The organism is Salinimicrobium catena (assembly GCF_900102915.1).
Lineage (GTDB): Bacteria > Bacteroidota > Bacteroidia > Flavobacteriales > Flavobacteriaceae > Salinimicrobium > Salinimicrobium catena.
On sequence record NZ_FNGG01000005.1, the window covers coordinates 109,475 to 136,098 of the forward strand.

The window sequence follows — 26,624 nt, forward strand, 5'->3', positions numbered from 1 at the left end:
TCTTGCTTTTTTAGTCTAAAATTGTAATTGAAGTCCCAGCATTAACGTCCTTGCCGTAGGCACCTGGAAGAAATTCACTCCATTTGCCACAGCTTCGGGATCATAGCCGTCAAGTTCTGTCATCAACAACAGGTTATCACCCTGTGCATAGACCGATCCTCCCTTAATGGTATTCCACATAGCCGGAAGTTTATAGCTCAGCTTTACATTCTTCAATTTCAGGTAATCTGAATCATACAGATGCCTGGTGGAAACATCGTTCGAAAAAGTTGGGTTTCCGTTTATCCTGATAGGCACAGTAGCATCTGTGTTGTTCGGGTTCCACGGATTCAACTGCGCGACAGTGTTGGTGAACTGTGGTGAATAACCGTCATCATCACGTTTGAAGGCGGTACGATCGTAAACTTTTCCACCCATTCCGAAGGTGAAAAGGAAATCCAGGGAAAAGTCTTTGTAATTGAATTCATTAAAGAATCCTCCCTGCAGATCCTGCAAAGCGTCTCCAAAGATCCCGAATCCGGCAGCCTGCGCATCTGTGGTAACTTCACCGGTTCTTTGCCCGTTCTCAAGCACATAGTACTGCGCCATTCCGGTCTCTTGATCAACCCCTGCGTAATCTCTTAGGTAGAAAGAATAAATGCTTTCTCCTTCTTTAATGATCAAAGGATCCTGCCCGTACCTCGCGCTGTAAGTTGAAACGATCGTATTCTTCAGTTTGGTTACTTCATTATCCAGAAGAGTAAGGTTTACACTGGAATTCCAGGAGAAATCGTTATTGGAATAAGGAGTATATCCTACTTCGAATTCCCATCCTGTGTTCACCATTTCCCCGTAGTTCTGTAACTGGGTAAGGAAACCGGTGGTTGGTGAAACCGGAACGTTCAACAACAGATCTTCGGTCTTTTTGTTGAAGTAGTTCACGGCAAGGTCAACTTCCTGGAACAGATTAAGATCTACCCCAACGTTGAAGTTCTTGCTCTGCTCCCATGAAAGATCAGGATTCTGCAATTGCCCGTAAGACAAACCTGATTCGCCTCCATAACCTTTACCATCTGTTTCGAAAAATGCCAAAGCAGCATAGTATTGCGGCGGAAGGTTTCCGTTGGTTCCGTAACTACCTCTGAACTTCAGGTAATCCACTCCGTCAATGTCGATGAAGTTCTCTTCCGTAGCAACCCACGCCCCGGAAAGCGACCAGAAAGTTCCCCAACGGGCATCTTTTCCGAAGCGGGAAGAACCGTCTTTTCTGAAGCTTGAAGACAGATAATACTTCTGATCAAAATTGTAGGCTACCTGTGAAAAATAAGATAACAGGGAGTAATTTTCCGCATACCCGGTATGTGACCATAAAGATCCGATACTACTGGCAGAAAGCAGTTCACTGTCCAGAACGTCATATCCATAAACGTTGATGGAATTCATATTCGATTCCTGAACTTCATGACCTAACAACACGTCGAAACCGTGTTTTCCGAAGTTGTCATTATAGTTAAGAACATTGGAAAGGGTATACTGAAGCACCTCACTTTTCACGCGGTTAAGAACCCCGTTCCAGATTCCGCCTCCGGCTCCAAATTCTTTGTTGTCATAAAGAGTCTCGTCAATTGCCTGCTGGTCTACACCAAAAGTGGTCTTGAAACTTAGCGGCTCGAAGATCTGGAATTCTGCAAATGCATCTCCCCTCACGCGGAATTCGGTATTCTCGTATTCTCCCACTTTTAAAACCCCGATAGGGTTGGCGTTCTTTTCAATGTCGTTCGGAAGGTTTGCATACCCGCCGTATCCTTCAGGATCATAAATTGGTGCGGCCGGCGGAAGCACGCGCGCCATGTACAGCGGGTTCAGTCCGCCGGCATAAGCTCCGTCAATATTGGCCGCGTCCCTTTCGGTCTTGGCCACAGAAAGATTCACTCCCAGTTTGATCCAGTCCTTAGCCTGGTTTTCAAGATTCAGTCTTCCGGAGTAACGTTTCATCCCAGTCTCGATTATAGTCCCGGCCTGGTCCAGGTAATTACCTGAGATATAAAAAGAAGTGTTCTCATTCCCTCCTCGTGCAGAAAGGTTGTACTTCTTTAAAGAACCTGTCTGGTAGATGGCATCCATCCAATCTGCATTGGCATTGGTGGTACCGTAGATACTTTCGTAATCTGCAACCGCCTGGGTTTGATAGGTGCTGTACAATGCGTTATCTGCATAAACCCTTTTGAATTCGGCGTTTTCATTGTTCTGGATGTACTGGTTAACCTGTCCCTCGATCCAAAGGTCTTTGAATTGCTCATTGTTGATGAGCTTCTCTTCGGTAAGATTCTCGCTCCAGCCGTTCTCCACGTTCAGGGAAATTTCAGTATCCCCGCTTTTCCCTTTTTTGGTAGTGATGATCACCACCCCGTTCGCTGCTCTGGACCCATAAAGGGAAGAAGCCGCGGCATCTTTGAGTACGGTGATGCTTTTGATATCTTCGGAATTGATCGTAGACAACGGATTGTACCCGGTACTACCGGTCATGTAATCCCCGGCCCTTAGATTGGAGTCGGTGTTTATCACCACTCCGTCAAGTACATAAAGTGGTTGGGTCGATCCACTGATGGATCCAACCCCACGGATCTGCACGTTCGATTTCCCTCCCGGCTGTCCCGAAGTGGAAATATTAACCCCTGAAACCTTTCCCTGCAGGGCGGTCTCAAAGCTCGCGGTAGCCCCGCGTGTAACAGCTTCATTGGTTACGGTCTCGGCAGCACCGGTAAAGCTTCGTTTATTGGCCGAACCATAGGCCACGACCATCACCTCATCAAGGGCTTCGGCGCTTTTCGCCATTTGCACATCGATCACGTTAGAAGAGCCTACGGTCCTGTTAACGATCTTTTTCCCGATGTAACTAAAAGTTAGGATTTCTCCCTGGTTGGCTGTGATGGAATATTCGCCGTCAAAATCGGTTTGGGTTCCGTTGGTGGTATTCTTCACCACCACATTCACTCCCGGGATCGGCATTCCGTTCTCATCGGTCACCGTTCCGGTAATTGTTTTTTCCTGGGCAGTTAGCTGCCCTACCAACCCCAGGTACAGGGTTAGCATAAGTAATAATTTACTTCTCATAAAGTAGGTTTTAAATTGGATAAATTTGAAAAATAGGATCCCTGAGAGATACATGCACCCTGCGAAGGGCGCCTGTATTCCGAAAGATCAAAAAGAATGGTTCTATAAATGGATCAAATGATGAACACCTGGCACAAGACCTGTAGATCATATACCAGTTGCGGAGGTTCATAAGGTGGATAGGACATCACTCCGGGAGATAGCTCCGGAAGCAGATCTATTAAAACAAAAGAAAGAGGGACAATGAATGTTTGCGGCACCAGGTTGAAGCTCATCTGAGAATGGCTTAGCTCATCCTGTCCTTCAATACATTCAGTCTTGTTGGAACAGCAGGAATCTTTCATCTTCATGTGATCCATTCCCTCCACTCCGCAAGAATGGGTTTCAGCCTTACATTTGTCGGCAGAAGAAAAGACTCCATGACCAACCAGGCTCTTGCCGCAGAAATGCTTTTCCACCGTAAAAGACATGGTGGAAAACAAGACCAAAAAGGCCATGAGTATGGAAAAAGTATGTAGGGGGACCTTTTTCATAGGAGCCAAATATAATAATTTGATAATGTAATCAAACTAATTCTTCTTATGATTGCCTCTTAATTTCAGGAGCTTAGCAAATTCACAACAATTAGAGAAATTCATTGCATTTGTTGATTCTCAATATTTATAAATATCATTAAGAATTTTTCAGCAGCAGGAAATTCCGAAGCTGCTTCTTTAAGAATCTTTTAATATTTAACTACCGAAAGATTGGCTGTACCTCCACCAAAAAAACCTTAAAAATATTTATCCACAACTTATTAAAAAGAGAAGAAAATCTTTGCTCTCCCGGAGTCTAAAAAAACAATCTTATTTCTCCTTTTTAAGAGGAAACCACCTTATTAATTAGCTGATTAAAACTTCTTTTGCAACATCTTCATTCAACTGCCGTCTTTAAAAAAAATCCCGAAGTCAAACTGCTTCGGATCAACATCAATCATCAAAAACATAACATTATGAAAAAATTCATTCTAGCAATCATTTTATTTTCAGGTTTGGCTGTACAGGCTCAGAAAAAAATTCAGAAAGAGATCAAATTCCAGGAACAGCCGGTAGAGGTCGACCTTGCCCTGGCCAATTCGATAGAATTCAAAACCTGGAATAAGTCATTGATCCAGGTTGACGCTTCCGTAGAAACCGAAGACCCTCAAGACGCTGAAAGGTACGAACTTGAAGTTAGGGAAGAGTCAGGGGGTATCAGGATCGTTTCCAATTCTGAAAAGATCTTCAAAGACAAAGAATGTGGCGAGCTTGTCATTAACAGAACCAATGAAGTGGACCTCAATTATGTCATTTATGTGCCAGAAGATATTCAGCTTGAAGTTTCAAGTATCATTGGCAACGTGACTTCGGAATACCTCAAAGGAGACATTGAAATAAACCTGGTGACCGGAAATATCAATATCATAAAATTTGAGGGAGATCTTGACCTGAGGACGGTGACCGGAAAGATAAGCCTTCCCGCAAAAGATTCCAGCTTTAAAGCTACCACTGTTATGGGCAAGATCCGCGCTGCCGATGACCTGAAAGTGGAGAAGAAAGACCAGTTTTTGGGAGAGGAAATAGCCCTCCATTTAAAAGGCAGCAAAAATCGCCTGAATTTAAAAACTGTTACCGGAGACATTTTTCTTCAGTAAACAATCATATATCGATCAAAAAGAAAGATCCGCTTCAAGTTGAAGCGGATCTTTTGTTTCTGATAATAAAAGATCGTCCTTTTATTTCCTCAGGTCAAAACGGTCCAGGTTCATCACCTTCTCCCAGGCTTTTACAAAGTCTTTTACGAACTTTTCCCGGGAATCTTTTTGCGCGTAAACTTCGGCTAAAGCCCTAAGTTCAGAATTAGACCCAAAGATCAGGTCTACCCGGGTAGCGGTCCATTTAACTTCTCCCGTATTGCGATCTCTGCCTTCAAAAACATTTTGAGCATCGGTTTTTGCTTTCCAGGTGGTGTTCATGTCCAGCAGATTCACAAAGAAATCATTCGTGAGTTGCCCGGCTCTGTTAGTAAAGACGCCGTGAGCAGAACCATCAAAATTCGTGTTCAAAGCCCGCATCCCTCCTATGAGTACGGTCATTTCAGGCGGAGTAAGAGACAACAATTGCGCTTTATCTACCAGCATCTCTTCAGCAGAAGCCGAGATGTACTCCTCTTTTTTCACGTAATTCCTAAAACCATCTCCTCGAGGTTCCAGCGGTTCAAAAGCCTCGATATCTGTATGCTCTTCACCGGCATCCATTCGACCCGGTGAAAAAGGTACTTCCACCTCAAAGCCGGCATCTTTTGCCGCTTTTTTCACGGCTAAGGTTCCTGCAAGGACGATAAGATCGGCCAGAGAAACTTTTTTGTTCCCGCTTTGCGACTCATTAAATTCCTTCCTGATCTCTTCCAGTTTGGTGATCACCTCCTGTAGTTGCGGCGGATTGTTCACCTCCCAGTTCCTTTGCGGCTCCAGGCGAATACGTGCCCCGTTTGCCCCTCCCCGTTTATCGCTGTTTCGGAAGGTAGATGCCGAAGCCCAGGCTGTAGTCACCAACTGAGAAACACTGAGATCTGTATCAAAGATCATTTTCTCCAGTTTGGAAATATCGTCCTTTTCGATAAGCTCATGGTCTACTTTTGGAATGGGATCCTGCCAGATCAGTTCTTCTGAAGGCACTTCGGGACCAAGATATCTTGCGATAGGCCCCATATCACGGTGAGTGAGTTTGTACCAGGCTTTTGCGAAAGCATCCGCAAATTCATCAGAGTTTTCGTGGAAATGTTTTGAGATCTTCAGGTATTCAGGATCTTCACGCAGAGCGATGTCTGAAGTCAGCATGAAAGGCGCATGTTTTTTGTTAGGGTCATGGGCATCGGGAATGGTCCCCTCTCCTGCTCCGTCCTTGGGCCTCCACTGCCAGGCTCCACCCGGACCTTTATGACATTCCCATTCATATCCGAAAAGGTTGTCAAAAAAGCTGTTATTTCTCCATTCTGTGGGAGTGCTGGTCCAGGTTCCCTCTATCCCGCTGGTGATGGTATCACCCGCATTTCCTTTTCCGAGCTTATTTTTCCAGCCAAGTCCCATTTCAACGATATCAGCTCCTGCCGGCTCTGCGCCTACATTTTCTACAGGGTCTCCGGCTCCGTGGGTCTTTCCGAAGGTATGACCTCCTGCGATGAGGGCCACGGTTTCATAATCGTTCATGGCCATTCTTCCGAAGGTTTCCCTAATGTCTTTTGCAGACCCCAGAGGATCAGGATTTCCATTAGGCCCTTCAGGATTCACATAGATAAGTCCCATATGAGAGGCCGCGAGAGGTTGCTCCAGTTTGTTCTCGTGGGCGTACCGCTCCTTATTGCCTACCCATTCCCCTTCAGAACCCCAGTAGATATCCTCAAGCGGTTCCCAAACGTCTTCCCGGCCGCCGCCAAAACCAAAGGTCTTGAAGCCCATTGATTCCAGAGCCACGTTACCGGTAAGGATCATCAGGTCTGCCCAGGAGATCTTTCTTCCATATTTTTGTTTGATAGGCCACAATAGCAGGCGGGCCTTATCGAGATTCGCATTATCGGGCCAGCTGTTCAACGGAGCAAATCGCTGCGCCCCGGTGCCTCCTCCTCCGCGCCCATCCGAAATTCGATAGGTCCCGGCACTGTGCCAAGCCATGCGTATGAAGAGTCCGCCATAGTGTCCATAATCTGCCGGCCACCAGTCCTGGGAGTCGGTCATAAGTTCACGAAGGTCTTTCTTGACCGCCTCGAGGTCTAGGCTTTTGAACTCTTCGGCATAATCAAAATCCTCTCCCATAGGATCGGATAAATTGGAGTGCTGACGCAAAATAGAAAGGTTCAGCATATTTGGCCACCAGTCCCGGTTAGAGGTACCGCTGCCGGCAGTCTTATCAAGGGCCCCTCCCATAAAGGGACATCTTGCAGATTCATTTACTTCCCAGGCTTTGTGCGTACCCGGCGAGTTGCGATGTTCGTTTTCGGCCATTTTTATAAAGTTTTAGTGGGTTAACCTTCTAAAAATACAAAAATCAACTAGTTATGTTCGTGCTGGTCATTGGAAAAATCGATATACCGGAAGAAGAATATTTATAACAGAAGAAATTTACATCAAAACAATATGTTTCTCTGTAATTATATAGCACGAGAAAAAGATTCAAAAAATATATGACGTCCTCTGGAATAACTTTTTGTTTAAATAAAAAGTTAATTATTTAAACAATAACACTTAACTTATTTATATTTAGATCATTATAAACCAAAAATGATTTAGTTATGAAAAATTTCACCACAGTGAGTGTGAATGGCAAAATGCTCCTTCACCTCTTAATTCTGACAGTTTTATCAATTTTTCTCGTTTCCTGCGAGAAAGAAGAGATGGATACCCCTCTAGAGAACGAGTTAGCCGCCTCGGCGGTGATCCAGGGAAAGGTAGATTACAATGGAGCCCATAAGAAAGGAGCCCCCGCACCTGGAGAAGACCCGATCGCTGCCATTGCCATTGAAGCGGGATTTGATGAACTGGTTGCAGCGCTGATGTATGTGGATTCAGAACTGGACGCGGGACTCGTGGACCTTTTCCTCATCGGAACTGATCAGTATACCGTCTTTGCACCAACAAATGCAGCTTTTCAAGATCTCTACAGCGCCCTGGGAATTGATGGAATAACCGATCTACCTGCAGAACTAGTGCTGGAAGTTTTGCTCTACCACGTCACAGATGGGCGCAGGGCTGCCAACAGTGTGGTTCCTCCCAGAAACTATAAAACCATTGAAACTTTGCTTGGTAAAATTTTCAAAGTAGATCCTAATTCGGTGATCATGGCCATTGGAAACAACGCAAATATCACTACCGCCAACATCTCTGCCTCCAACGGGATCATTCATATAATTGACGGGGTACTCCTTCCCATCGAATAGATGGTACCTCTCGAAGAGAACAGCTGCCTTAAAAGGCAGCTGTTTCTGTTTGATCCAAGTTTCAAAGCACAAGATCATAGCTTGAAAAGCCGCTTCCCCCGCTCAAATATAATCCCTCCATCTCCCCACATTTTTCAATAAGGAATAAGACTTAAATATTTTTTCTTTTTCTGCGTCTTTTTCTTCTCTTCCGCGTCATGGTGATAAAGAATGTAAATCCAAAAACTTTAAGCCATGGAAGAAATCATCAAAATTAGCGAGTTCATCCTGAATTCCTTCATACACATCTGGCCTTACCTTTTAATCACTATTCCCATTGCAGTAGGGGTGCAGATATCGGGTGCAGCAAAATACATCAATCAAGCCTTCAGTAAAAAACCGCTGGTCGCTATACTACTGGCTACGGTGGTGGGAGCTTTCAGCCCTTTCTGTTCATGCGGCGTGATACCTGTTATTGCCTCTCTGCTCATCGGTGGAGTGCCCTTGGCCCCGGTAATGGCCTTCTGGATCGCTTCCCCTTCGATGGACCCTGAGATCTTTTTCCTGAGCACCGCTACTATTGGCTGGGATCTCTCAGTATGGCGGCTGGCAGCCACTTTTGGTATTAGTTTGTTCTCGGGATATTTCACCCATTTCGCCCTTAAAAAAGGTTTACTGGGAAAAGAGATCCTACGATCGGATGCCCTGGAAGCAGGGGGAGCTCTTAATTTTGGATTTTCCGAAATTAGAAGCAAAACCCGCGAAATTTTAAATTCTTTCCGTGCACCTCAGCTCCAGTTCGCGGCCTCAGGTTCAACTTCCGGAGAGCCAAAACTTAATTGCTGTGCTCCGGTAAAGGAAAGCAGTTGTGAAACTCAGCAATCCCCATCAAAAAGCAGCTGCAACCTTCCGGTTCCCGGCAAACCTTCCAATGCTGCCCGGTTGTTAACTGAGACCCGAAAAGCCACCTGGATGGTGGTAAAATTCATGTTCCTGGCTTTCCTGGTGAACGCCTTAATCACCTTTTATGTGCCGCAGGAACTTATAAGCAGTTTTCTGGGTGGAGATGGCCCCGGTGCCGTGGTAACAGCTGCCCTAACAGGTATTCCTGCCTACACCAGTAATCTAACAGCCCTGCCACTTGTCAGCGGACTTTTGGGTTTGGGAATGAACGCCGGGGCAGCCCTCGCTTTTCTTATCGCAGGCCCCACTACCACCCTACCCGCAATGGTAGCCGTTTACGGCATCGTGAAAAGAAAGATCTTTCTCCTTTACCTCGGCTTTACTTTAACAGGTGCCGTTTTCTTCGGCATCCTTTACAATCTTATAGCTTAAGGCATATTAAATATTCACATCAACATCTAATACTTAAACTCATGGAATTAAACATCCAAACCTTCAAACCTAAAGATCTTACAGTCGTAACTGAATTTTTAACTTCCAATAAACTTCCCGCTTCTGATCTTACTGAAGATAACATACAGCTTTTTCTGGCCTATGACGAAGAGGAACTAATAGCTACCATAGGGCTGGAAAAAAATGGCAGCAGCGGCCTTCTGCGCTCCCTGGCTGTAAAGGAAAATTACCGAAACCTGGAGGTGGCTGATAAAATGATCAAAGGATTATTTGCCGTCTGCGAATCCCAGGGAATCTCTGATATTTATTTGCTCACTACCACGGCGGAAAAGTACTTTTTAAAAAAGGGATTTCTGCAGGTGGACAGAAAATCGATACCTTATGACATCAGGCAGTCCCGTGAATTCAGAAGCATCTGTCCGGCTTCGGCAGTAGCAATGCACCGCCAGGTTGAGAGTAGTGTGATAAAAGGATCTAAAGATGATTTAGAAGTACGGCGTACCTCCTAAAACTGGGATCACATTCCTTCGGTATATTCTTCAGGCTTACACAGGCTATTCATAAGGTGAGAAATTGAGAAGCAGCATCTTTTATAATTCTTTAGAAATAGATCAGGGACCCAACAGCTCCTGATCTTTTCATTAAAAAGATCCTGCGCACTTACTCTTGCCCAAATCTCTTTTTTACCCTATCTTATTGTGCGAAATCAACCTAAAAACCAAAAAGTGATGAAAAGATGCATTCCCCTTCTTTTATTTTTCCTTGCCCATACTTTGTTTGCACAGCAAAACGTGCTCACACCCCAGGATGTGGCAAAACTAGAGATCGTTACAGAAGCTGTGATCTCACCTAATGGCAAACATATCGCCTATCAAAAACTAGTTCCGGCAGCTCCTACTGAAGAAAATGCTCCCGCCAGCATGCACCTGTATATTTACGACCGGGATGCTAAAAGCAGCAACGCGTTGGTTACAGATTATAGTGTATCCAACATAAAGTTCAGGCCGGGGAAAAACACCCTCACCTTTGCAGCCAAACAGGAGCAGGATTCGGCTACAGCCATTTATGAAATCCCGGTTTCCGGCGGAGCTCCGACCAAGATCTTTGAATTTGGGTCGGCCATTACTTCTTTTGACTGGCATTCTTCGGGAGATAAAATTGCCTTTGTGGCCTATCCCGTCAAAGAAGATACAACATCTCAACTTCCTTATCAACCGGAGATCTATGAAACCGATCTTAAGAATGCGAATGCTTTTGTAGCAGAAATGAATGATCCCACGCTTAAAAACCTGGAAGTTGATGGTCATGTCACTGCCGTGCAGTGGAGTCCTAAGGGAGAAATGATCGCTGTTAGTGCCGCGCCTTCTTCCCTCGTCGATGATTTCTACACAGGACAAAAACTGTTTTTGGTAGACGCCAACTCTTTAAATGTTGCTGCGGAAGTGGATCACAAGGCAAAAATGGGGCAATTCAAGTGGAGTCCCGATGGTAACAAAATTGCCTTCATTGCGGGGGAAGACGAAAATGATCCTATAGATGGTCGTATCTTTATAGCCGAAGCCACCGGAGGAAGCCCTAAGATCCTGCAGGGAGATTTCAAAGGGAAATTTGAAGGCCTCACCTGGAAGGATGAAAAAACCCTTTTATACCTGGCCAGTGAAGGAGTCTACAGCAGCCTTGGAAGCATGGGAATGGACGGAAAAACCAAGGAACTGTTTAAAAACCAAAATATGCATATTACCGGTTTTTCTGTGGCCAATGATAACAGCATCGCCTTTACCGGCAATACCGCACAACATCCCGGGGAGCTTTTCTTCCTGAAATCGGGTGCTAAATCGGCAGAAAGACTTACCACTTCTAATCCATGGCTTGAAGAAGAAACTTTAGGAAAACAGGAGGTGATCACCTACAAGGCTGAAGATGGACTGGAGATTCAGGGAATTTTAATACATCCTGTTACCAAAAGCGGAAAAACCCCTCTTATCACTGTGGTACACGGTGGGCCCGAAGCGCATTACAGCAATGGCTGGCTTACCAGTTACAGCATGCCCGGTCAAATGGGAGCCGGGGAAGGATATGCCGTTTTCTACCCAAATTATAGGGGAAGTACAGGCCGCGGAGTAGAATTCGCGAAATCCAGCCAGGGTGACCCGGGAGGTAAAGAGTTTGATGATATTATCCACGGAATAGATCATCTCATCGCCGATTACGGGATAGACAAAGACAAGGTGGGGGTTACCGGGGGCTCCTATGGAGGTTATGCCACTGCCTGGATGTCTACCCGTCACACCGACAGATTTGCTGCCGGGGTGATGTCTGTTGGGATCAGTAATAACATTTCCAAGTGGGGTACCAGCGACATTCCCGAAGAAATGTTCCTGGTACACAGCCGTAAAAGGATATGGGATGATTACCAGTTCTTCCTGGAGAGAAGCCCTATTTATTATGCCGACCAGGCAAAAACTCCGCTTTTGATCATGCATGGTAAAGAAGATACCCGTGTAGATCCCGGGCAGTCCTATGAATTGTACCGCCACATCAAAACCAGAACAGATACTCCTGTGAGGCTGGTATTATATCCCGGCGAAGGACACGGCAACAGAAAATCCACCGCTAGGTATGATTTTAGCCTTCGCATGATGCGCTGGTTCAATACCTATTTAAAGAATGAAAATGCAGAAATGCCCCAGCCTGCTTTAGACCTGCAAAGCAGATAAAAAGACTAAAAGATTTTTTGAACCCGTGGCATCAAATGGCCACGGGTTTTTTGTTTTACAGAATTTTAGGAACTGTCCAAATGAATTAATTTTCTTATTTTTAACAATATTTAACGTTTGTATTTCCAAATCCTCAATTATGAACAGAATATTCACCTACTTTTTTCTTCTTTTTATTTTTATACTTCAGCCTTCCACAATTCTCGCTGAAGGAACCATTTTCAAACTGGAGTCCCATCAAAAATTTACAGGAACTTTCTCCGGAGATATTGATCAGGAGAACTCCGTACACCTGGTGATTTTTAAAGACAAGGATGCCGGTAACTACGGAATAATCCCTTTTTTCATCAATGCACAGGACGAGCTTATTTCTTTGGAGCACATTCAGATGGAAGATGAACCTTCTGTGGTTTCTTTTCACTTCAACCCCTCCACGTCTAATTTGACTTTGCTTCTTAAACAGGGACGCAGAACCGATAAGCAGCTTGAAATCATAGATCTCAACATTAATTCCAACACTATTTCCAAAAGCCAAATTGAAGATTACGAGGATGCCCATCTCGTAATTCGGGAAAAAAACAGGTCATTTCTCATTTTCAAGGAAAAAGATAACCTGGAGATCAATACTATCTTTGACTCCCAAAGAAAAATCATTGAAAATTTTTCATTTAAGGGGGAGAACAAAAGTCTTTTTAATAGAATATTTGAAAATACTCCCGAAAGCATCAACACCAATGAATATGTAAAGAACGGGTCCATTAACCCTTCAAATGTATATTTTTATAATGACCGCTTAATATTTGATCATATCTCTGAAGAGAAATACACCACATTAAGCATAAACCCTGAGGATAACAGCCATAAGGCCTTTTCTGAATTTGAACTAAAAGGGGTAAACAAGGTTAGAGATATCAATTCTTTCATCTTTAAGTCAAAAGCTTTCCTTTTTATCAACAATAAAGAAGACATTAATTTAAGAAGCTATGACCTGGAAACCGGCGAAATGATCAAGGACTTGTTTTTACAGCAGGAATTTTCCCATTACTTTGACAGCGAGATCCTGGAAAAGCTTATCAAAAAATCTTCCCGAAAAGCAAATAGATTAACAGGTACTGTAAATGAAGGTCCAGAGAATTCTATGGTGGTCACAATGGATTTCGTTTCGGCCAGAAATTATTTTTACCACTATAACTGGTGGTGGCACCACCAGTTCCTGCATCAACAAATGATGTGGCAAAATCAAATGATGCAACAACATATGCAGATGAATACTTTTGGGCCTAACCCAGATTCCTACATGCCCGAAATTTTTCCTGCGGAAAATTCGCAGTCAGTAAAATTGGTAATAGACAAAGATCTTAACGTACTGGCCGGAAAGGATGTATTAACTCTGCGTCCTGAAATCGATAAGGAAAAACACATTGAAAAGTTTCAAAACGATCGAAAAGTAAAAAATGTGACACTTGCCTTCACCAGGAGATCAGGACGGGCAGTTTATTTTTCAAAGGAAACCGATTTGATACATGTAAAAACCTTTGATCTGTAACTCTATAACGAATTGAAAAAGGAGGGAGAATTGGGATAGAAATGACCCCAGTCATAAGACAGTGCTTTCTAAGCTTTTAATTTTGCCGAAAATTTAGCGTCATGCCACATACCGATAAAAGTCTGCAGTCAAGGTTCCTGGTTTTCCTGTTTTTTGTCCTGGCGATATTTTTAAAATACCTTGTACAAGGCTTGTAGAAATAAGATCTTCAAGGCCGCCGTTCTCCCTCCTTCTTCTCTTCGGAAACACCGGAGAGATATCACCTCTGTCTTACCGTTGCTCATGAATTTTTAAGGATTATTAGTCATAAATCTCTACTACTTCGGAAGTTGTATAATCTTTGTGAACAAAAAAATACCTTCCGAAGAAAAAAACCGTTAAATTTATAGACAGTAAATTCAGCCCCCTATGAAACGTTACGTTCTATCTACCATCAAAAATGAGCAGGGAGATCACGAAGTGCACGAGAGCAGTTGCGCCAGGCTTCCCTCCTATATTTATCAGAAAGATCTTGGCTATCACTTCAATTGCAAATCAGCCCTTGAACTTGCAAAGACCAATCATGCAACGGTGAATGGCTGCCATGAATGCAACCGCGTTTGCCATACTGCTGAGGTGGAAGTTTAAAGTACAAATTACCTAGTAAACGTACTGTCACATTGAGCCAGCGACTGAAAGGAGCGACGGTCGAAATGCTTAGAAATTCAAATCTTCCTTCTTATCCTTTTTATGTAAATTAAAGAATGAAACTGTTTTACGTTTATATCGTGGAATGCTCAGATAAATCCTATTACACAGGATTCACTTCCAATCTGGACAAGCGCATTGTGGAACATAATGTTGGAACTCATGATAATGCCTATACATTGAAACGGAGGCCGGTTATTCTAAAATGGACCGAGCAATTCACAGATCTAAATCCAGCCATTGCAGTTGAAAAGCAGATCAAAGGCTGGAGTCACAAAAAGAAAAGGCACTTATAGAAGGAAAATGGGAGGATCTAGTGGAATTTTCCAAGAACTTCAGGAATAGAAATAGCTAGGCGCTCTTTAAAAAAGGCTTCGACCATGTTTTTTTCTCCTTTCCAGTCATGAAAACAGCTCAGCCTGACTTTTCGTATCACCCCGCCAGTTTCCTTACCGGGATCTTCCCCGCCCGGATCATTTCAATTGTATGGTCATACCCTACTTCAATGATCTCTTCGATCTTTCTGAAATCGAACAGGGAATAATTCTGCATCTGCGGAGGGTCAATAAAGAAATCACAGCGCTGCATTTCAGGTTTAACATTTTGGGTGATCCCCAGGTTAACCGAACGTTCCATGATACCTTTTGGTCCGGTGAATTTGGATTTCTTTCCGGGGAAATTCACATGGGAACCTATTAGAAACCTGCATTCTTCCCGTATGGAAGAAGCCGGAAGATTACACATTAGCCCCCCGTCCACAAAATTGACCTCGTCAAGTACTATGGGCGCGAAGAACCCGGGTACCGAACAGCTGGCGATGAGATAATCAAATAAGGGTCCGCTGCTGCGCACTTCGCCACAGGCTTCGTTAAGATTGGAAAGCCCCAGGAAAAATGGTTTTTTGAGCACGCTAAAATCGTCTTCAGCGATATATTTTTTCAGGGCGATCTTCATCTTTTCCAGCTTGTAAAGCCCCGTTCTTCTCCAGGAAAAACCGGTCATCTTTGAAAAGGTCTCCTCAATGAGGATCCCTTTGATCTCTTCGGGAGAATGTCCTGCCGCATACAGCACCCCTACAATGGCACCCATACTGGTACCCGAAATGATCCCCGGTTGTATCCCATGTTCATGCAAGGCCTGTAGCACTCCCACATGGGCATAGCCGCGGGCACTGCCCCCGCTAAGGGTGATGCCTACCTGGTAAGGGTATTTCTTCCTGAAAGGATTGATATTTCGTAGGTTCTGTAGGGTAATGGCCTTAGATCTTTTTAATTGCAATTACCTGCAATATACTATTTTTCCCGACTTCTGCGGAAGGGAATTTTGAACAGAGTTCTGCCCTTTTTTGAAGATCCTTACAGCCGAATTGCCTACTACAAAAAAATCCTTAACTTTAGAGGAATTGACAATCAAATCATTAATGGCATGCATGATCTCTGGAGAAAGTATGCCATTTTTAAATATCTGATACTGTATTAAGACCGCACCACAGATTCTTCAGCTCCTGAAATTTTTCGGCGGAAAACTCCGTTTTCAAGACCGAGCAGTTCTGTATTTCATTATCCCATTAATGCTTGGAGGCTGCTCTAAAAAACTGGGAGAAGTACAAGCGCCCATCGAGGAGCCTGCAGCTTTCTCAGCTTCGGGAACTGCAGTTCTGCCCGACAGATGGTGGACAGCCTTTGATGATCCTGTTCTTAATGAGCTGGTAGAAACCGCCCTGGATTCTAATTTAAGGCTACAGGCCAACTGGCAACAGTTTCAGGCGGCCCTTGCTGTGGTAGACAGGGAATCCTCTTTTCTCTGGCCGCAAGCCGAAGTTTATGCCGGCGCCTCAATAGACAGACCGGAACAGGATTTTTCTTCGGGGGAGGACCTTCAAATTGGTGTTGGCGCTTCATATGAAATTGATCTTTGGGGGCGCATCCGTGCCGGCGTGCAGGCAGAAAAATTTCGGGCTCAGGCCACATTTCTGGACCACCAGGCGGCGGCCATGACCCTTTCTGCAGAAACGGCCATTACCTGGTACCGGCTTGTTACTACCGCGAAACAGCTTGAACTGGCCGAAGAACAGATCGAGATCAACCAAAATATCATGAAGCTCATAAGGAACCGCTTCGCCAGCGGACAGGTGCGGGCGGTGGATATTCTGAGACAGGAACAACTTCTGGAAAGCACCCGGGACCAAAAGATCTTTTATGAAAGACAGTTACAAATACTTGAAAATGATCTTTCTGTATTACTGGGAAAACCTCCGCAAAATGAACTTGACCTGCCGGAAAAATCCCTTCCCAAACTACCATTATTGCCAGATACCGGCCTTCCGCTGGAACTCATTCGCCGCCGGCCCGATGTGAGACAGGCTTACAACCTTGTTTTGGCTGCCGACCGGGAGCTCGCGCAGGCCATAAGGGCAAAATATCCGCGTCTTTCTTTGGATGTATCCGGGGAATTTGTTTCCCAGAGCTATAATGACCTTTTTCGTAATTGGGCCTACACTCTGGCAGGAAACCTGGTCGCGCCGGTATTTTATGGCGGCAGGTTACGGGCTGAAGCAGAACGTACAGAAGCTGTGAAGGAACAAAGGCTTTATGAGTATGGCCAGACGGTACTCACCTCTTTCAGGGAAGTGGAAAATGCCCTTATAAGGGAGATCGCACAGAAACAAAGTATCGAAGTTACAGAAAGAAGGCTGGAACTGGCGCAAAAGACCAATGGACAGCTTCGGATAGAATTTTTGAACGGCATGAGCGATTACCTGGACGTGTTGCTGGGGCTGGATGAAGAACAACAGCTGCAAAGAGACCTGCTCGATGCGAAACAGGAACTGCTGGAGATCAGGATCGCCTTATACCGCTCTTTAGCCGGAGGTTTGGAAATGCCCGAAATCCCTTAATAAAATAGAAGACACACCATGAGCACCAAAAAAACCCTTATCATCTCCATAAGCATCCTGCTTTTTGCGGCAGTGGTGACCACTTTGGTCTTCATGACCGAACCTACGGCCAAGAGCGAAGGTGCGACCAAAAAGATGGCCATGCTGGTAGAGGTCATTCCTGCGGAAAAAGGGAACTTTGAACCTGTTTTTATAGCTACCGGTACAGTTTCTCCAGTAGAGGATGTGACGCTGAGTCCGCTGGTGAGCGGACAGGTAATAAGACGGGCACCGGCCTTCACGCCGGGAGGTTTTGTTGAAGAAGGCACTGTGCTTCTCCAGATCGATCCTTCAGATTACCAAAATGAACTGGAGCTGAAAAAAAGTGATCTGCTGCAAGCGCGTACAGATCTTGATATGGAAATGGGAAGGCAGGAAGTGGCCGAAAAGGACCTGGCCCTTATAGGCGGAGACTCACTTTCTCCACAAGAGAGATCTTTGGTCTTGAGAAAACCTCAGCTCAATGCGGTAAAAGCCAATATCGCGGCTGCAGAAGCTGCTGTGGAACAGGCTAAATTAAACCTTGCCCGCACCACTATACGAGCCCCTTTTGATGCGCACATTTTAACCCAGAACGTCACGGAAGGATCTCAGGTGGCACCGGGAGACAACCTGGGGCGCCTTGTTGGAAGTGAATTTTATTGGGTTAGCCTCACCGTGCCGCTGGCTCAACTGCAGTGGCTTAAGTTTCCGGCTACGGAAGAAGAGCAAGGATCTGAAGTTAAGATCAGGAATACTTCGGCCTGGCCAAAAGGGGTTTTCCGAAGCGGTTATTTGTCGAAACAAGTGGGTGCGCTTGATGAACAGACCCGCCTTGCAAGGGTCCTGGTTAAGGTGCCACAACCACTTGCCCGGCAGCAGGATAAACCTGAACTCATTATAGGTTCCTTCGTGGAAGCTCGATTGCTGGGAGAACAGATCACTGATGTGGTACGCCTGAAGCGGGATTATCTTCATAACAACGATGAAGTATGGACCATGGAAAATGGAAAACTTTCCATCAAAAAAGTGGAAGTACAGCTGAAAGATTCGGAGTATGCATATATCTCTTCCGGACTGGAAGATGGCGCAAAGGTGGTCACAACCAACCTAAGTACCGTCACTGAAGGAATTCCGTTAAGGACTCAGCGTGATACAACGGCTTCCGAAGAAAACAAGCAGCAACCTGTCAATAACTAGTCATGGAAGAGCAGAGCCGCAAAAAACCAAGAAAAGAAGGAGCCATTGGTTACATGGCGCGCAATTCCATTGCCGCCAACCTGCTTATGATCATCCTGATAGGTGGCGGCATCTGGACCATGTTCAGGATCCAAAAAGAGGTTTTTCCGCAGTTCCAGCTTGATTATGTAGATGTAAGCGTGGTCTATCCCGGTGCGGCCCCGGCCGAAGTGGAACAGGGGATCCTGCTTCCGGTAGAAGAGGCCGTACGCGGCATACAGGGAATAAAAGAAGTTGTTTCCACGGCCAATGAGGGTTCAGGACAAATAGCCATTGAACTGGTTGCCGGCACCGAACGCATGAAGGTCTTTCAGGACATTGACCAGGCAGTGAACCGTATTAGAACCTTCCCAGATGACATTGAACAGCCGCGGGTAAGCCTGCGGTCCCGCCAACGTGATGTGATGGAGGTGAGCCTTTATGGGAACATAGATATTTGGGTAATGCGGGAACTGGGCGAGCGGTTAAGGAACCGACTTCTAAGCAATCCAAAAGTGACACAAATTGAGTTTGGAAATGTTCCCGATTACGTGACCCATGTGGAAATTCCGCGCCATAACCTGAGAAAATACAATCTTACTCTTGGCCAGGTGGCCGAAATCATAGAACAATCCAGCGAAGACGTTCCTGCCGGTGCCGTGGAAACCAGAACCGGAGAGATCCTGCTACGCATGCAGGAACGCAAACAATGGGCAGAGGAATTCGGCAACATCACCATCGTCTCTTCCCCTTCAGGCGCAAAAGTCACCCTGAGTGATATTGCTGTCATTTCTGACGGATTTGAGGAAGCCGGATTTCACGGCCAATTCAATAAAATGCCTTCCATTGGGATTTCCATTTACAGGGTTGGCGACCAATCGCCGATGGAGATCGAGGAAACGGTCAAGGAGATCATGGAAGATTTCCCGCTTCCGCCAGGCGTGAATTACAGGATAGACAGCAACCGTGCAGAAGATTACCGGGACCGTTTGTCACTGCTCACAGAGAACGGACTTCTTGCCATTGTGATCGTCTTTTTTATCCTGGCTCTTTTCCTGGAGTACAAACTGGCTTTCTGGGTCATGATGGGAATGACCATTTCCTTTATTGGAGGGATCATCTTTCTGCCTTTTATAGGGGTAAGCATCAATATGATCTCCATGTTCGGGTTCCTGGTAGTACTGGGAATTGTGGTAGATGACGCCATTGTGGTGGGTGAGAACATACACGAATACCGGCAGCAGGGCTATAACTTTGTAGACGCTGCCATAAAAGGAACTAAAGACGTATCAAAACCCGTAATTTTCAGCATCATCACCACCATTATCGCTTTTGTGCCCTTGCTGTTTATGCCCGGCGAGACCGGAAAGTTCTGGTGGCCCCTGCCGGCGGTGGTGATCGTCATACTTTCAGTTTCTCTGTTGGAAGCGCTCTTTATCCTTCCGGCACACCTTGCCCACACTTCTAAAAAAAGTTCAGCAGGATGGTTAAAAAAAATGGAGAGGTGGCAGGAAGCTTTTTCAAAAAAATTCGATTACATCATTGACACCTATTACCGGCCGTTCCTGGACCTGTGTCTTAAGTGCAGGTACATTACACTTAGTGCTGCCGTGGCCCTGCTCCTGATGGTAGGCGGCTATGCTTACAGTGATCACATGGGAATGATCATGATGCCCGAGGTAGCAGCCGATGAGATCGAGGCCGGAGTACGGCTTCCAGTGGGCACCACCCAGTTACAGGCGGCAAAAGTGGCCGAGGAGATCACCCTTTCCACGCAACGCATGTTCGAAGAACACGATCTATATGAGGTTGCTGAAGGTATAAAGACGAATGTACGCGGGCAGAATTTTATCGATGTGGAGATCGTGATGCGTCCGCCTGATGAGCGGGATATGACCGCCAGGGAAGTCATAGACCTGTGGCGGGACAATATTGGCGATCTTGAAGGGGTAGATCAGATCACTTTTGAAGCCGAAAGGGGCCCCGGCGGTTACCAGCAGGATATAAGTGTAGATCTTAGCCACACTGATATCGAAGTACTGGAGCGGGCAAGCAAGGCTTTCCTGGAGCGCATGGAAGCCTTTGAAAACACCCGCGATGTCAGTGACAATTATAACAAGGGAAAATTGCAGTATGATTTCAAACTACTGCCCGAAGGTCGCAACTTGGACCTCACTTCTTCCGAAGTCGGGCGACAGGTGAGGGATGCATTTTACGGAGCTTTGGCCATGCGGCAGTTGCGTGGCACGAATGAGATCGAAGTAAGGGTAAAACTTCCGCTTGAAGAACGGCGGGAACTTCAAAACCTCGAAGAGTTCCTGATTAGGAATCGCGAAGGAGTTGAGGTACCCCTGCTTGACGTGGTACGGGTAGAACAACGCGAAGCTTTCACTAACATCAACCGCCGCGACGGCAGAAGAGTCGTCAATGTAGGAATGGATGTAGAGCCGGCCAATGCAGTTAGCAGAGTACTGGCTTCTGTTCAGAACCAGGTCCTGCCCCAGCTTAGAGCCGATTTCCCCGGCATCACCTGGACCTTTGAAGGCAGCCAGGCCGACATGAGAGAATCAACCGACTCCCTCTGGAGCAGTTTCTCCATGGTGCTTCTCATCATGTATGCCCTGCTGGCCATCGCCTTTAGCAGTTATAGCCAGCCATTGATAGTGATGATCGCGATCCCTTTTGGCATCGTTGGGGCAGTGATAGGCCACATTCTTTTGGGCTACGACCTTTCCCTGGTGAGCCTCATGGGAGTCATAGCCCTTTCGGGCGTGGTGGTTAACGACTCGCTCATCATGATAGATTACGCGAATAAGAAAAGAAAAACTCTCTCTGTTTACGATGCCATACACGAAGCAGGATTAAGGCGTTTTCGGCCCATCATGCTCACGACCCTTACCACGTTCGGGGGACTCACCCCTATAATCCTCGAGACCTCCAGCCAGGCTTATTACCTGATCCCTATGGCTATTTCACTTGGTTTTGGGATCATCTTCGCCACTTCCATTATTTTAATTATCGTACCCTGTCTCTATTTGATCCAGGCCGATCTAAGAGGGTTGATCCTGAACCGGAAAACGGTAAAAACCTGAAAGTTTGTCAAAAATGAAGATAAATCCATTCCCTTTTCTCTGAACATGCTATTCTTTACCTTTATTCCACATTTGGAACCAAATTTTTAACACCCATGCAGAAACCCCTAACCGCCGTCCACAATTCCTTTTTTGCCTTACTTCTTTTCTTCACTCTCCTGATCTCTTTTCCTCTAGGCACCCAGGCTCAATTGGTTCCTGAAAGGCAAAAAGACGAACAGGTCCCGGATTGGGGTGAGGACCGCTTCGGAAGGCGGACACCGCGAGGAACTATTTCAGGATTTATCAATGCTGTGGCTGAAAAAGACTACGAAAAGGCAGGAAATTTTCTGAATATGGAGCAGGCTTCCGTAGAAGCTGACGGACAGGAACTGTCGCGGGTACTGGAAAAGTTTCTTGATCGCAGGGGACAGATCTTCCCCTACTCGTGGATAAGTGCCGACATGGGAGGACGTATAGATGATGACCTGCCCCCCAGCCTTGATAGGGTGGGAAGTATTTCGGCTGAAGGGGAGACCATTGATCTATATGTGGAAGAGACCAAAGATGAGAACGGGGCTCCTGTATGGCTTATTTCTTCGGCTACCATAGAAAAGCTCCATGCCATTCGTGACCTTAGCGACACCAATATGCTTATAGACAGGATCATGCCGCCGGTGCTGGAAAACTATGAGTGGGGAGGTGTTTCTGTAGGTCAGTGGTTGATGATGGTATTGCTGGCAGCCCTTTCTTACCTGCTGGCGTGGAGCTTTTTAAAGATCTTGTTCTATCTGGTGCCTAAGATTTATTCCAAGGCAGGCGAGGAACCTGCCGCGGGAATTATAAAAGCCTTTGGCCTGCCTATAAGGCTTTACCTTGCGGTGTGGCTTTTGGTATATCTCTCTCAGGAAGTCGGAATTTCGATCATTGTACGACAAAAGTTCAGCGGAATTACCCTGGTCATCGGCTGGCTTGCCTTTCTTATTCTGCTTTGGCGCCTGTCCGAGTTCATTTCAAGATTCAGTCAGCACCGCATGAACCTGCGTGGAAATATTTCAGGACTTTCTGTTGTGCTCTTTCTGCAGAGAGCGGCAAAGGTGGCGATAGTGATCGTAGGGATCATTGCTATTTTAGGAGCAGTAGGTGTAGATGTCACCACAGGACTGGCCGCTCTTGGGATCGGTGGTATTGCACTGGCCCTGGGAGCACAAAAGACCATAGAAAACTTTGTGGGCAGCGTCACGGTCATCACCGACCAACCTGTGCGGGTAGGAGATTTTTGTAAAGTGGGCAACACTATGGGGACGGTAGAAAAGATCGGGATGCGTTCCACGCGCATCCGTACTCTGGACAGGACCTTGGTCACCATTCCCAACGGGCAGTTCTCTTCAGAAAACATTGAAAATTACGCCCACCGCGATAAATTCAGATTCTACTCTATTCTCGGCCTGCGCTATGAGACCAGCCCTGAACAAATAAGATATTTATTGGTAGAATTGCGGTCGGCTCTTTATGCCCACCCTCTTGTCTCGCCAGATCCTGCCCGGGTGAGGTTCGTTGGCCTTGGTGCAGATTCACTGCAGTTGGAAATATTCGCTTTCATCACCGTGGCCACTTACGATGAATTCCTGGAAGTGAGGGAAGACCTGCTCCTGCAAATGATGGATATTGTAGGGGAAAGTGGTACCGGATTCGCCTTTCCTTCTCAAACCATTTATTTTGGTCGGGACAGCGGACTTTCTTCAGAAAAAACTCAGCATGCCGAAGAAAAGGTCAAAGAATGGAGGAAAAAGGGCGAATTGCAAATTCCAAAATTCGACCCCGAAAAGGTGGAGGAACTCAAAGGCAAATCCACTTATCCGCCTGAAGGATCCGCGCAACAAAAGAATGAAAGCAGCGGTAGGATTCCGGGGTTATAACAACATCCTCAGTTTGGTAAAAAGGTCAATTTTGTGCCTGTTTCAAGCCCTCCTTTTCCTTAAAGTATTGATAAATGGTTGGTTATCTCCTGTTCTTCTGTTAAATTTAATAAGCTAACCAACCAAAAATTTTATGGACGATAAGATCAAAAAAGTAGCGAGAACAGGATTTGTGGCTAAAGGAACGGTATATGCCATTACAGGGATACTCACCTTTATGGCTGCCTTTAATATGGGAGGCCAAAAAGCGGGAAGAATACAGGTGCTGGAATTCCTGGATAAACAAACCTTCGGAAACATTCTTTTGATCCTCATGGCTATAGGCCTTGCCTCCTATGCCACGTGGCGATTCATCCAGTCTGTAAAGGATCCTGAGAACATTGGCGATGACACCAAAGGAAAAGCAAAGAAAACGGCATTTTTCATAAGCGGGATCATATACCTTGGGCTTGCAGTACTGGCTGTAATGCGGGTTATAGGTTCCGGAAGTGGCAGCAGCGGCTCTTCGGGAGCGGCACAGAAATCCTCATTTTTGGCCAGTGAGACCGGTCTCATTTTTATTGGAATAGCCGGTGCGGGAATCGCGATAGCCGGAATATTTCAGTTTGTCAAAGCCTACAGAAACGATTACGCCAAGAAATTCGATCTCTCCTCCCTTTCCGAAGAGAAAAAAAGAAAAAGCATCAAGAACACCGCGAAATTCGGCCTCAGTTCCCGCGGAGTGATCTTTCTTATTATCGGGTATTTTGCCCTGAAGGCAGCTTTTTCAGCAGACCCTTCAAAAATTAAGACCACTACAGAAGCATTCTCCTTCATCCAGGAGTCCTCATACGGGGCGTGGTTAATGGGACTTGTAGCGGCAGGACTGGTAGCCTACGCCATCTACATGTTCTTAATGGCCAAGTACAGAAGGTTTCCCGCATGACCTTAAAAATCACTTTTTTGGGGGTTATCCCCCATACTCTAAAATGCTTATTATGAGTACATTTAGATATACCAATTAAAATAAAACACGTGTCTGATTTTTAAAAGGTAGTTTAAATTTTTTAAAACGGAAGAAGAGAGATTGGGGGATCTCTCTTCTTTCTTTTTTGGTCGTTACCTATTAATGAAAAACCTAAACCTTGATCTCTTCAAGAATAAAATCTACTGCCATTTGAGCGTGTAAATGAGTGGTAGGAATTAAAGGCAGATCAAAATCATCCTGCTCAATAAGCAAGGGTAATTCTGTACATCCTAAAATGATGCCCTGTGCACCTTTTTCCTTCAGCAACTGCATTTGATCAAGAAAGAAAGAGCGGGCTGTTTCGGTAAATTTTCCCTGGGTAAGTTCATTAGACACAAAATTATGAGCGCTATCCAGATATTCCTCGTCCGGTATAAGGGTCTTGATCCCAAATTTCTGCTCTAACCTGTTCTGTATGAAACCACCTGTCATGGTTGGCCTGTTACCCAGTAACCCCAGCAGGGAAAGATCTTCTTCCCGGGCCTTTTTCCCAACCGCATCGGCAATATGCAGAATTGGAATAGAAATTTTGGGTTGTACAAAATCATATACCATATGAGGGGTATTCGCGCAAATGACTAGAGCCTTGGCCCCTGCCACTTCCAGTTTTCGGGCAATGTGCAGGTAAGCGCGGTTGATCTTTTGCTTGTCCTGTTCCCGCATCAACTCTATGTTAAGGCTGTAAATGATGAGCGGAGGATTGGCTTGTGTCCCTATTTTTTTACCCGCCAGTTCATTGATGAGACGGTAATAAACTATGGTGGAATGCCACGAAGTACCTCCAATAAGACCAATGGTTTGCATATCTTGATATTTTCTCTAAAGTTATGGAGAATCTTGACCGACTTTTGTGATGAATATCAGCTTCAGCCATAAAAAAAGCACCCAAAAAGGGTGCTTTTCATCATATTTTACTAATCTTAATGTACTATGATAGCATCGGCACTTCCGTCAGGATCTCCGTTCACGGTACCATCAGTAGAGGCATTTCCTAACAAGAGTACACCGGCAGCATGTGGTGCAGCCATAGAGGTACCACTAATGGTATTGTAACCTCCGTCTTTCCAAGTAGATTTAATAGAAACTCCAGGAGCACAGTAATCTACAGGTGGGTTTCCGAAGTTAGAGAAAGAAGCAAAATAATCACTGCTATCCATAGCAGAAATTGTCACGATATTTGTTCCATTCGCCCGGGCTGGAGAATAATTGTTAGCATCATCTGAATCATTCCCTGCGGCTAATGAGAATTTGATTCCTTTTGACGCTGCATTTTTCACAGCAGTATCAAGGGCATCAGATACAGGTCCTCCCAGACTCATGTTGGCAACATCTCCACTGCTACCATTGGCAGCCACGTGATCAACTCCATTGATCACTCCGGAGTAGGATCCGCTTCCTCTGCTGTCAAGTACTTTTACAGGAATTACAGTCGCTCCTGCCGCAACTCCAATAACTCCAATATCATTATTGATAGCGGCAATAGTACCGGCAACATGAGTACCATGACCATTACCATCATCTAAAGACTTAGAGTCTTTTCCAGAGGTGAAGGCATTGTAACCTCTTGAAGCATCTACATTCAGATCGGCATGATCAAGATCAATTCCGGTGTCTATCACCCAGGCAACACCACTTCCGGTGTAAGAAACCCCACCGTTTACACGGGCAATTCCGTAAGGAGTCTCCTGGCTACCGCTTCCGCCATCACCATCACCTGGATCATCACAAGGTCCTCCGTTAGGTGTTCCACAAGGTGGCGCAAGAGTTAAAACGCGGTCTTGCTCGATGTAGGCAATATCGCTGCTGTTACGCAACTTTGCCACCTGGTCTTTGGTCATTCTCACAGTTACACCAGATAAAGCTGCACTGTAGACCTGTAGGATCTCCGCATCGCTGATCAGGTTTTCAGATAATAAGTTCTGAGTTTTGGTTCGTACTGCAGATTTGTTCAATTGATGATCTCCCTGAAGTTTGCCAGATTCTTTGTATACTACAATGTACTGACCGGGAATAGGTTCAGAAAAAGCCTGAGCTGCTTCAGGATTTGCAGGACTGGTTTCTGTTGTTGCTTCATCTTTTGAACAGGAAGCGAACACTAGTAAGGCAAAAGCCATTACCCAAAATGTAGAAGTTAATTTTAATTTCATAAAGAAAATTTTAATGGTTAA

19 protein-coding genes are annotated in these 26,624 nt (G+C 45.5%); 13 read left to right on the forward strand and 6 right to left on the reverse strand.

Features of this window, described 5'->3' with window-relative positions; genetic code table 11:
• Positions 1-15 precede the first annotated feature (15 nt).
• On the reverse strand, positions 16-3,093 hold the full coding sequence (locus BLS64_RS11245) for a SusC/RagA family TonB-linked outer membrane protein (protein ID WP_176763472.1): 3,078 nt from the start codon (positions 3,091-3,093) through the stop codon (positions 16-18).
• 113 nt (positions 3,094-3,206) lie between these two features.
• Positions 3,207-3,626, reverse strand: coding sequence for an HYC_CC_PP family protein (locus BLS64_RS11250; RefSeq protein ID WP_143019306.1), 420 nt, complete (start codon positions 3,624-3,626; stop codon positions 3,207-3,209).
• A 458-nt stretch (positions 3,627-4,084) separates the two neighbouring features.
• Between BLS64_RS11250 and BLS64_RS11255 the strand changes: the two genes are divergently transcribed.
• Positions 4,085-4,765, forward strand: a complete 681-nt coding sequence (locus BLS64_RS11255; protein WP_143019307.1) for a DUF4097 family beta strand repeat-containing protein — start codon at positions 4,085-4,087, stop codon at positions 4,763-4,765.
• A gap of 81 nt (positions 4,766-4,846) precedes the next feature.
• On the opposite strand, the gene katG is transcribed toward BLS64_RS11255, so the two are convergent.
• Positions 4,847-7,111 (reverse strand): catalase/peroxidase HPI, encoded by a 2,265-nt coding sequence (gene katG / locus BLS64_RS11260; protein ID WP_093113575.1) that lies wholly within the window; start codon positions 7,109-7,111, stop codon positions 4,847-4,849.
• 287 nt (positions 7,112-7,398) lie between these two features.
• On the opposite strand from katG, the gene BLS64_RS11265 reads away from it, so the two are divergent.
• The 7 genes from BLS64_RS11265 to BLS64_RS11295 all read left to right on the forward strand — a co-directional run bounded on the left by BLS64_RS11265 (position 7,399) and on the right by BLS64_RS11295 (position 14,624).
• Positions 7,399-8,043 (forward strand): fasciclin domain-containing protein, encoded by a 645-nt coding sequence (locus BLS64_RS11265; RefSeq protein ID WP_093113574.1) that lies wholly within the window; start codon positions 7,399-7,401, stop codon positions 8,041-8,043.
• Positions 8,044-8,277: 234 nt separating this feature from the next.
• Complete coding sequence (locus tag BLS64_RS11270; RefSeq protein WP_093113573.1) at positions 8,278-9,357, forward strand: permease; 1,080 nt, start codon at positions 8,278-8,280, stop codon at positions 9,355-9,357.
• Positions 9,358-9,398: 41 nt separating this feature from the next.
• Complete coding sequence (arsN2, locus tag BLS64_RS11275; protein WP_093113572.1) at positions 9,399-9,887, forward strand: arsenic resistance N-acetyltransferase ArsN2; 489 nt, start codon at positions 9,399-9,401, stop codon at positions 9,885-9,887.
• A gap of 219 nt (positions 9,888-10,106) precedes the next feature.
• Positions 10,107-12,095 carry a S9 family peptidase gene (locus BLS64_RS11280; RefSeq protein ID WP_093113571.1) on the forward strand — a complete coding sequence of 663 codons (1,989 nt, stop codon included), beginning with the start codon at positions 10,107-10,109 and terminating at the stop codon, positions 12,093-12,095.
• Positions 12,096-12,234: 139 nt separating this feature from the next.
• On the forward strand, positions 12,235-13,641 hold the full coding sequence (locus tag BLS64_RS11285; protein ID WP_093113570.1) for a hypothetical protein: 1,407 nt from the start codon (positions 12,235-12,237) through the stop codon (positions 13,639-13,641).
• Between the two features lie 408 nt (positions 13,642-14,049).
• On the forward strand, positions 14,050-14,268 hold the full coding sequence (locus tag BLS64_RS11290) for a hypothetical protein (RefSeq protein WP_093113569.1): 219 nt from the start codon (positions 14,050-14,052) through the stop codon (positions 14,266-14,268).
• Positions 14,269-14,384: 116 nt separating this feature from the next.
• A complete protein-coding gene (locus BLS64_RS11295) occupies positions 14,385-14,624 on the forward strand; it encodes a GIY-YIG nuclease family protein (RefSeq protein ID WP_317039640.1) in 240 nt (79 codons plus the stop codon).
• Positions 14,625-14,760: 136 nt separating this feature from the next.
• On the opposite strand, the gene BLS64_RS11300 is transcribed toward BLS64_RS11295, so the two are convergent.
• The gene (locus BLS64_RS11300; protein ID WP_093113568.1) at positions 14,761-15,606 is read right to left on the reverse strand and encodes a patatin-like phospholipase family protein; all 846 of its coding nucleotides are present in this window, start codon (positions 15,604-15,606) and stop codon (positions 14,761-14,763) included.
• A 292-nt stretch (positions 15,607-15,898) separates the two neighbouring features.
• On the opposite strand from BLS64_RS11300, the gene BLS64_RS11305 reads away from it, so the two are divergent.
• The 5 genes from BLS64_RS11305 (at position 15,899) to BLS64_RS11325 (ending at position 24,375) form a co-directional block, all read left to right on the forward strand.
• The gene (locus BLS64_RS11305; protein ID WP_093113567.1) at positions 15,899-17,224 is read left to right on the forward strand and encodes a TolC family protein; all 1,326 of its coding nucleotides are present in this window, start codon (positions 15,899-15,901) and stop codon (positions 17,222-17,224) included.
• 18 nt (positions 17,225-17,242) lie between these two features.
• Positions 17,243-18,442 (forward strand): efflux RND transporter periplasmic adaptor subunit, encoded by a 1,200-nt coding sequence (locus BLS64_RS11310; RefSeq protein WP_093113566.1) that lies wholly within the window; start codon positions 17,243-17,245, stop codon positions 18,440-18,442.
• Between the two features lie 2 nt (positions 18,443-18,444).
• The gene (locus BLS64_RS11315; RefSeq protein WP_093113565.1) at positions 18,445-21,552 is read left to right on the forward strand and encodes an efflux RND transporter permease subunit; all 3,108 of its coding nucleotides are present in this window, start codon (positions 18,445-18,447) and stop codon (positions 21,550-21,552) included.
• Between the two features lie 95 nt (positions 21,553-21,647).
• Positions 21,648-23,450 (forward strand): mechanosensitive ion channel family protein, encoded by a 1,803-nt coding sequence (locus BLS64_RS11320; RefSeq protein WP_093113564.1) that lies wholly within the window; start codon positions 21,648-21,650, stop codon positions 23,448-23,450.
• 133 nt (positions 23,451-23,583) lie between these two features.
• A complete protein-coding gene (locus tag BLS64_RS11325) occupies positions 23,584-24,375 on the forward strand; it encodes a DUF1206 domain-containing protein (protein WP_093113563.1) in 792 nt (263 codons plus the stop codon).
• 192 nt (positions 24,376-24,567) lie between these two features.
• On the opposite strand, the gene BLS64_RS11330 is transcribed toward BLS64_RS11325, so the two are convergent.
• Both BLS64_RS11330 and BLS64_RS11335 read right to left on the reverse strand, forming a co-directional pair.
• Complete coding sequence (locus BLS64_RS11330; protein WP_093113562.1) at positions 24,568-25,260, reverse strand: aspartate/glutamate racemase family protein; 693 nt, start codon at positions 25,258-25,260, stop codon at positions 24,568-24,570.
• A gap of 116 nt (positions 25,261-25,376) precedes the next feature.
• Positions 25,377-26,603 carry a S8 family peptidase gene (locus BLS64_RS11335; RefSeq protein WP_093113672.1) on the reverse strand — a complete coding sequence of 409 codons (1,227 nt, stop codon included), beginning with the start codon at positions 26,601-26,603 and terminating at the stop codon, positions 25,377-25,379.
• Positions 26,604-26,624 lie beyond the last annotated feature (21 nt).